The sequence below is a fragment of the Moraxella sp. CTOTU47724 genome (genome assembly GCF_032014955.1).
Lineage (GTDB): Bacteria > Pseudomonadota > Gammaproteobacteria > Pseudomonadales > Moraxellaceae > Faucicola > Faucicola tetraodonis.
Map to the genome: position 1 here is coordinate 71705 of NZ_DALZSV010000006.1, position 8119 is coordinate 79823.

General features: G+C 41.5%; 10 protein-coding genes. 5 read left to right on the plus strand and 5 right to left on the minus strand.

The annotated features are described in order from the left end of the window. The first annotated feature begins 30 nt into the window (after positions 1-30). The 5 genes from RTR63_RS02710 (at position 31) to RTR63_RS02730 (ending at position 4284) form a co-directional block, all read left to right on the plus strand. Entirely contained in the window at positions 31-975 is a 945-nt protein-coding gene (locus RTR63_RS02710; protein WP_007116868.1) for a branched-chain amino acid transaminase, read from the plus strand. Positions 976-1069: 94 nt separating this feature from the next. Beyond that, positions 1070-1897 (plus strand): glycosyl transferase, encoded by an 828-nt coding sequence (locus tag RTR63_RS02715; RefSeq protein WP_312522524.1) that lies wholly within the window; start codon positions 1070-1072, stop codon positions 1895-1897. 10 nt (positions 1898-1907) lie between these two features. Beyond that, positions 1908-2780, plus strand: coding sequence for a glycosyl transferase (locus tag RTR63_RS02720; RefSeq protein WP_203171746.1), 873 nt, complete (start codon positions 1908-1910; stop codon positions 2778-2780). Between the two features lie 27 nt (positions 2781-2807). Then, on the plus strand, positions 2808-3563 hold the full coding sequence (locus RTR63_RS02725; protein ID WP_203171747.1) for a hypothetical protein: 756 nt from the start codon (positions 2808-2810) through the stop codon (positions 3561-3563). Positions 3564-3582: 19 nt separating this feature from the next. After that, positions 3583-4284: a glycosyltransferase family 25 protein gene (locus tag RTR63_RS02730; RefSeq protein WP_312522526.1), complete on the plus strand. Its 702-nt coding sequence runs from the start codon at positions 3583-3585 to the stop codon at positions 4282-4284. Positions 4285-4351: 67 nt separating this feature from the next. Here the strand turns inward: RTR63_RS02730 and RTR63_RS02735 are convergent, their stop codons facing one another. The 5 genes from RTR63_RS02735 to RTR63_RS02755 all read right to left on the minus strand — a co-directional run. After that, positions 4352-5041, minus strand: a complete 690-nt coding sequence (locus RTR63_RS02735) for a hypothetical protein (protein WP_312522528.1) — start codon at positions 5039-5041, stop codon at positions 4352-4354. Between the two features lie 21 nt (positions 5042-5062). Next, a complete protein-coding gene (locus RTR63_RS02740; protein WP_150114639.1) occupies positions 5063-5902 on the minus strand; it encodes a hypothetical protein in 840 nt (279 codons plus the stop codon). Next, a complete protein-coding gene (locus RTR63_RS02745; RefSeq protein ID WP_227716741.1) occupies positions 5892-6683 on the minus strand; it encodes a hypothetical protein in 792 nt (263 codons plus the stop codon). Before RTR63_RS02745 ends, RTR63_RS02740 begins: the two co-directional genes overlap by 11 nt. Continuing rightward, on the minus strand, positions 6680-7462 hold the full coding sequence (locus RTR63_RS02750) for a glycosyltransferase (RefSeq protein ID WP_409418186.1): 783 nt from the start codon (positions 7460-7462) through the stop codon (positions 6680-6682). The genes RTR63_RS02745 and RTR63_RS02750 overlap by 4 nt, the downstream gene beginning before the upstream one ends. An 18-nt stretch (positions 7463-7480) precedes the next feature. Then, the coding region (locus RTR63_RS02755; RefSeq protein ID WP_312522532.1) for a lysophospholipid acyltransferase family protein at positions 7481-8119 on the minus strand (639 nt) is incomplete at its 5' end.

Sequence of the window (8119 nt, forward strand, 5' to 3'; positions counted from 1 at the left end):
TAATTTCAAACAAAACACTAGGAGTAATCAATGGCAACAATTCCCAGCATGGCAGACCGTGATGGTTTTATCTGGATGGACGGCAACATGGTAGACTGGCGTGATGCCAAAATCCACGTATTAACCCATACACTCCACTACGGGATGGGCGTATTTGAGGGGGTTCGAGCCTACAAAACCCATGATGGACGCACGGCGATTTTTCGTCTAGAAGATCATACCCAGCGCCTGCTAAATTCAGCTAAAATTTTCCAGCTTGCTGTACCCTATTCGTATGAAGAAGTATTACAAGCACAAAAAGCCGTGGTACGTGAAAATAACCTTGAATCGGCATACCTTCGCCCATTGATTTGGGTCGGTTCTGAAAAATTGGGTATCGCTGCCAAAGATAATAGCATTCACACCATCGTTGCCGCTTGGGTTTGGGGCGCTTATCTGGGTGAAGAAGGCATGGCAAAAGGCATCCGGGTAAAAACCTCAAGTTTTACTCATCACCACCCAAACGTCACCATGTGTAAAGCCAAAGCCGTCAGCAACTACCCAGTATCTATCATGTCAAATCAAGAAGTTACCCGTCATGGCTATGATGAAGCGGTATTGATGGATACCCAAGGCTATGTTTGTCAAGGCTCAGGGGAAAACTTATTTTTGGTCAAAGATGGTGAACTGCATACTCCAGATTTGTCAGGGGGTGCATTGGATGGCATTACCCGTCGCACGGTGATACAGTTTGCACAGGACTTGGGCATTAAAGTGCATGAGCGTAGAATCACCCGTGATGAATTTTATATCGCGGACGAAATCTTTATGACAGGTACTGCTGCTGAGATTACCCCAATTCGTGAATATGATGACCACGTCATTGGCTGCGGCGCGCGTGGTGAAATCACCGAAAAACTGCAAAGTCTATTTTTTGACGTGGTGCAAGGCAAAAATGATAAATACGCGCACTGGCTCAGCTACGTGGATGAATAATCGGTAAAATTGTAGATAAGTGAAAATAAAAGGATAGTTATGTTAAAATGACTATCCTTATTTTTTGAAAAATTATCGGTACTTTGGAAGTGACATGACAACATCGAGTGCAACCACCCCGCTTAAACAAATTATTTGTATCAAATGGGGCACCAAATATGGCGCAGATTACGTTAATAAACTCTATGGAATGGTAAGCCGTAATATCAACCCGCCGTTTCGCTTTGTCTGTTTTACCGACAATACCGATGGCATCCGTCCTGAAGTAGAATGTCAGGATTTGCCGCCCAGTGATATTGTGATGCCTACCAATACCCTTGGTAAATGGCCTAAGTCACGGCTTTGGAATGCACAGCTTGGCAATGTCACAGGAACGGTATTGTTTTTAGATCTTGATGTAGTCATAGTGGGTAGCCTTGACGACTTTTTTAGTTTTGGCGATGACGATCAGACGGTGTTATCTTATAACCCAAGTAACCCTTTAGAGAAGCTAGGTCAAACCTCGTGTTTTCGCTTTAAAGTCGGTAGTTTGGTTAGTTTGCTAGAAAAATTCCGTGCCGATCCACAAGGCGTGGCGGATAAATATCGCTTTGAGCAGCGTTTTGTCACTCGCAATGCCCCAGGTGGTGTTAAGCTTTTTCCCAAAGAGTGGGTGGTGCATTTTCGCCGCAAATGCCGCCAGCCATTTCCGCTAAATTATTTTATCCCGCCAAAACTGCCCCATGATGCACGCATTATTATTTTCCCTGGAGATTTGTATCCGCAAAATGCGATTGCAGGACAATACAACAAAAACTCTGCCGATACTGCCAAAGACCATTTGGCGCAATTATTCACCGCTGAAAAAATCAAAAAACCGATTTCGCATTTACGCCATTTTATTTTGCCGACTGATTGGGTGGCAACGCATTGGCGAGAATAGAGGATAAACTATGGCGAACTTAGACCAACCTATCAAAATTTTTATCGGCTGTGACCCTAATAACAGCGACCTTGAGCAGATGATGGTGCTAGATTATAGCTTGCACAAACATACCAGCGAGCCTGTCGAGATTATCTGGATGCAGTTAAGCCGTGACCCAAGCAGCGTATGGTATTCCAATCCGCAAACAGGCGAGGGCTGGCATACCGAAAAGTGGGCGACCCCGTTTTCGGGCTTTCGTTGGGCAATCCCTGAGTATTGTGGCTTTAGCGGACGGGCGATTTATATGGATGCCGATATGGTGATGTTGGACGATATCGCTAAATTGTGGCAGCACCCGATATCCGATGAGGCGATTCTTGCGGCTAAAGGCGATGGCGATTTGATGCGACTGTGCACCTGCGTATGGGATTGCCAAAAAGCCAAGGATTATCTTGAGCCTATAGTCCAGCTACAAGCCGATCCTGAGAGCCATAGCAAAATGATGGCAAAATTTAAAGCCAATCCGCAACTCATACAGCTCTACCAAGACAGCTTTAATTGTGTGGATGGCGAAGATTTAGCGATTGAGGATATTCGGATTTTGCATTATTCGGACATGGGAACGCAGTTTAGCCATAAATATTCCTTACCGCGCTTACAAGCCGAGGGCAAAACGCATTGGTTTGATGGGCAGATTTTGCCGCACCCTCGTCAAGATTTGGTTGAGCTTTTCGATACCTATTATCAAGAGGCAATACAAGCGGGCTATAGTATTGAAAACTATCGCACTACGCCGTTTGGCGAGTTTCCGAAAAAAAAGCATAAACGCTATAAGGGCAATGTCATTACTCGTACACCAAAGGTCTCAAGTTGGTTACAATCAATTTTTCAAAAATCTTAATTCTTTGATTAGGTAAATAAGAGCGATATGACAATTTTAAGTTTAGCAGATGTAGAGCTTCACTCTTTTCATTGGGATAACTTTAACCCAGACATTCTCGCCAGTCACAAAAAGCTCATGGCATTTTATGGATTAAATGTACAGTACACTCAAGAAAATATTCCCCATGGTGAATGGCTTACCCGAGTGGTTAGTCAATCGACGAGAAAAGTTATCGGTATTATTGAGCCTGATGTGATACCCTTAACGCCTGATATAGTGTTACAAACTGCACAATATGTCTATGAGTATGATACCTTTGTGGGTTGTGCGCAAGTGTCGAACCACAAGCACCCAGCCAGCCACATATTTGCTTCACCCGCGTTCTTTTTTATCACGCCTCCCTGCTATGCGAAGCTTGGAAAACCGTCATTTATGCCGACCCATCGAGCTGATGTGGCAGAAGAACTATCTTATAAAGCAGAAGAAATTGGCATTCGCTATCGTACATTATACCCTACTTATTATGAAGCCTCACCCCCAAATGGCGTGTGGTTACTAGGTTCATATGGCTATTATGGGATTGGCACGGTATTTCATGACAGCGTGTATCATTTATTTCAAAGTCGAAATGCCAAAAATGTTGAATTGTTTGTTAAACGGGTAGATGAAGTGATAAATCAAACTTTTAGTACCACAAATTTTCATTGTTCAACTAGCTTTAGTACTCCTGAGAAAATGGTAAAACCACCCAAAAAACGAGTATGGTATAAAAACTTTATCAGTAAGCTTAAAGGTAAATAGCTTGTCGGAAACGTAACTTATGCTAAAAAACTACGTCATTAATGTCGCCACCAACACTGAACGTCAAGCCCATACTCAGCAAGAGTTTGGCAAGAAAAACATACCTTTTACATTTTTTAAAGCAGTTACCCCGATTGATACGGACAGCGTTTATCAACAGTTAGGGTTGATAGCAGACACATCGCATTGTACCGCAGGTGAGATGGCGTGCTTATTAAGTCATGTCAGCTTATGGCAACGTTGTCTTGATGAAAACTTATATTATATAGGAATTTTTGAAGATGATATTATACTAGGTGAAAGTAGCCAAAAACTACTTACTCAAATTGACTGGCTAAAAAATCATCAGATGGATTTTGTAAAACTAGAAAAAACTAGTCGCAGAGCATATCTTGCTAAACCAAGTGAGTTTCTATATTCTAATACACATAGGGTGTATGAATTACGCTCTCGTCATATTAATGCCGCAGGATATATATTGTCAAAAGTTGGAGCCACACAATTATTGACATTTGTGCGAGGGTTATCACAGCTAGAAGCGATTGATATTTTATTATTTGATGTCAAAAAATATCCAAAAAACATTATTACCTATCAAATATTACCAGCTATTGTTATTCAAGCCAAAAAAATTGCTACCACTGCTAATCAAGCTTTGATATCTAGTGACTTAAGAAAAGAACGAGGAACTGAAATCAAGAAAGAAAAAACCAGTCTCTAACGTCTTAGTAATGAGATTCAACGTTGGGCAAAACCTTTATATATGACAAATATTACCTTTAGATAGATTACTTTATTGAATAATAGGTAATTAATACCAAAATAATCATTATGATTATACCAATTGCACGGTTTCTTTTACGAATAAGTTGCCGGCGCAGTTTCGGCTGTTCACGGCTGGCTTGGTATTGCTCAATATACACCTCACCGTCATAATCTTTATCAAAAATCTTAATGTAACCCGCATTGAGTGGTTCCACTTTGATTTTGCCTTTAAACTTTGCCATCGCACTGTCAAGACTATCTTGATCCACTTGTGTGCGTTTGCCGCCAACTTGCTCGGCAATCCATTGCTGAACAAGGGCGTGCGAGGCGTGCGTGTTGTTAAAATACAGCGTACTTGCCAAATAATCATGCGACATATTCGGCAAACCACGAGTGTAATAAAATGCCACATCGATGTCTTTTTCTGCCAATTCGTTAAAATAATTGAGCGGTTTTACCACGCCTGCATCAGCATCCAAATATAAAATGCCGTAATCAGGGAAATTTTGCAGACAGCGTAAAATAAAAATGGGCTTTAGTCGTGTATTGGCTTCCCAAAACCCTGCGTCTGCCACTTCCTCAAAATAATAATTGAGATGAAATTTATCCAACGTGCCTCTTAAGCGTAAGGCATGGTCGTGATAATTGGGGGTAAAAAAACACACTACAATAAATTTATCGGGGCTGTTAAGCTGTTGATAAGTCAATGACATAGAAAAACTCAGAAAATAGTGTTAATCAAAAAAGGGTAAATTTTTAAACAAATCTTTAGAAACAGGCGAATGATTATAAACCATGACGCCCTGCTGTTGATAAACGCTTGCCAATAAATCAAACGACGGCACAATACGGTTATAAATGGCAGGGGCAAGTTTACTGGGGGCAGAGTTTTGTACATTTTCATAAAAACGGGGTTCGTGGGCGTTGATTAAATCAATCCCATATAAATGTATCTCGCTAAAGCCCAAACGGTACGCTAACTGCGTCGCCACAAACGCCACTGTCCCTGCCTCGACAAAGCCGTGACTAATATCCAAACTTACACCAATCGTGGTATCGCCGTGTCCCTCAATCACAAACTGCGGATGGTTAGCAAAATCCATCAGCAGACGTTTATTATTTTTTCTAAAAAATTTCGCCAAAAAATGCTTTGAGGGTTGGCGAATCGGGCGTTCCACCGAATAAATCAGGCGTAAATGTTGAACGTATTTTTTAATCAAATTGCGGTCAGTATCTGCCAATTTTTCTAACACCGTTTGGGTGATATAAAGCGGACATTGCCCATGATAACGGTTTTGCAAAATTGCCAAATTATGGCGAATAAAACGGGGGTCGGTTATCACATAGGCAACGGGCTGTTGAAAATCGTATGTCTCCATCAATTCAATGCTGCCATTCACAAAGATACACGGTTGTTGGCTAATTTTATTTAAATTGGCTGAATGAATACTTGAGCCAGAGGCAAGAATATTTACCGATTTTTGTGGCGGTAGGGTGAGGTAAGTATTGTCAAATTCGCTATCGACAATAGCAATATTAATATTATTAGGTAGCTTGAATTGATTATTTGCCACGCGTTGCCCCCACGCACCAATCAGATTCATGATACTGTCGCATCAGAGCAAACGCCGTTTCACCCGCTTGCAAACGGTCAAAAACCGTTAGCAAAAAGTCAGCGGCAAATTTATCGACGTTAGCAAATTTTTCATACCGTTGTCGCATATTGTGCAAGGTGTCGTCCGTACCAAGTCGAAAATGACGCAATCCGTCATATAAGGCTAAATGTTTTTGCTGATAAGCCTGGACTTTATCGGGATTTGGTAAACTATTATCCGTTAGCAAATCCAGTTTTGTTTCATACACTTTTAAGGTATTGATTAAAGTTGGTATATTTAAAAAAATCGCTTGGCGAGTAGGATTGGGGCTAAAATCCACAAAGGTATCCGCTGAAGATACTAACCATCGCAAGGATAAGTTATGCCATAAAAAATCTTGTTCCGACTGCCAAAGCTGTTCAAACGCCTGAAAAACGTTTACGCTATCAAACTTTCGGCGTAACAATACAACCAATACCGCATGGTACAAGCACAGTAAAGGTTGCCCTAAAAATTCATGTTGTAAATTTGTAAAATGACTGTGCAAATCCTTAAACCGTTTCGGCTCACTCGCATTAACCGTAATCTCACTGTCAAAAATCTGCAAATCGGGCGTGATCAGCGTGTCTTTCATGGTCGCCAACGACAAATGCGTGAAATAGGCAAAAATCGGCTCTGCACCTAAGATTTTTTCACTTTTAAATAACAAAGTTGCTTTGCGTTTCCAGCCTGTGGGCTTTTTTATTGAGGAAACACTCATCGCCAATAATCCCTAATCCAGTTGGTTGGTAATACCTTACGATACCACTTACCGCTTTTACCCATGATGGCATCAGGCGGATTCACTTCACCATGAAAAATGACTATTTTAGCATTTTTGGGCAGAATAGGCGGTTTGACAAAACTTAAGGGAAATGGCTGCACACATTGGTATTTAAAGCTCACGCACCAAGACGCATCCCAATATTCAAGGTGATGATGCTCACGCAAATAATTGGATAGGTAAGCTTGCTCATGGCGTACTTGGCTACGAATCGTGTCAAAATTTTGCTCAAAATTTGATAACAAATTCGGATAAGTATGTTGTCCGACTTTAAAGCGATACACTGATGAATTACCCACCATACGCCACGGTTTTTTCCAATCACGGATAATCACCACACTGTCATCGTGCTGCGCTTGATACGTAAAAAAGCAATCAATATTATCGACAATCACAATATCAATATCCAAAAATAACGCCGTGCCTTTTAAATCATATAATTCAGGGCTAAAGGTGGTCAGTTTTTTCCAGCCACGTTCAGGAATATTACTGGGTAAATTGAGCTCAGGAATTGAGTAGCATTTGACGTTGGCATCTATCCCTGTGCTATCATCGGTCAAACATACCATTTGAAAGGGCAACGTCAAATGTCTGTTTACCATATTGTACAGGCGATTAACGTACTCAGCACCATATTTGGTGCCCCATTTCATACAAATAATGTAACGGTTTTCATCAGGCAAAGTAGGCGCTGAAGTATAATTTGGTAAAGTCATAAGTCAATGATTATCATATTAAGTAAGTGAATTGATAATATCATGATTGCTAAGTTTTGGATAACGCTGGCGAACCGCTACTGCGATGGATGGCTCTGCATTATAAATAACCGGAAATCCTGGCACACGTTTAAAGCGCTTATAGCCCCACATGTATTGACTGGGGAAACGGTCAATCATCCGCTCGATTGCGTGGTTCATCGCGGTTGTCGCTGTCACCATGTTTTTGTCATACAAGGCGGGGTCAGTTAACTCATCACAATAAATATCAAAGCCTTGTCCATCGTCACGGCGTACACAGGTCAAACCTACCAAGCTACATTTGGTTTTACTGGCTAATTTGCTAGCAAGGGTACTGGTCAATGTCGGAATACCAAAAAAAGGCACCACTTCACCGCCAGATGGGTCAGGGACATGGTCAGGCAATATGATACTAAAACCGCCTGCTTTTAAGGTTTTAAAAATCGCTTTGACCCCAGTCGCATCGGTTGGTACCAAAGTTGCGTTTAGGCGCTGACGCCCTTGTAGCACAAACTGATTGGCTTGTTCACCTTTCACGGGTTTATACATGATGGTGGGTGCACCAAACTGGTTGAGCCACGCATTCATGATTTCCCATGTTCCCAAATGCGGCACAATTGCAAGCATGCCATTGGG

Coding starts and splice junctions, on each gene's coding strand:
- RTR63_RS02710 (WP_007116868.1), top strand. CDS start 31: ATGGCAACAATTCCCAGCATGGCAGACCGTGATGGTTTTATCTGGATG.
- RTR63_RS02735 (WP_312522528.1), bottom strand. CDS start 5,041: ATGTCATTGACTTATCAACAGCTTAACAGCCCCGATAAATTTATTGTA.
- RTR63_RS02730 (WP_312522526.1), top strand. CDS start 3,583: ATGCTAAAAAACTACGTCATTAATGTCGCCACCAACACTGAACGTCAA.
- RTR63_RS02750 (WP_409418186.1), bottom strand. CDS start 7,462: ATGACTTTACCAAATTATACTTCAGCGCCTACTTTGCCTGATGAAAAC.
- RTR63_RS02715 (WP_312522524.1), top strand. CDS start 1,070: ATGACAACATCGAGTGCAACCACCCCGCTTAAACAAATTATTTGTATC.
- RTR63_RS02720 (WP_203171746.1), top strand. CDS start 1,908: ATGGCGAACTTAGACCAACCTATCAAAATTTTTATCGGCTGTGACCCT.
- RTR63_RS02745 (WP_227716741.1), bottom strand. CDS start 6,683: ATGAGTGTTTCCTCAATAAAAAAGCCCACAGGCTGGAAACGCAAAGCA.
- RTR63_RS02725 (WP_203171747.1), top strand. CDS start 2,808: ATGACAATTTTAAGTTTAGCAGATGTAGAGCTTCACTCTTTTCATTGG.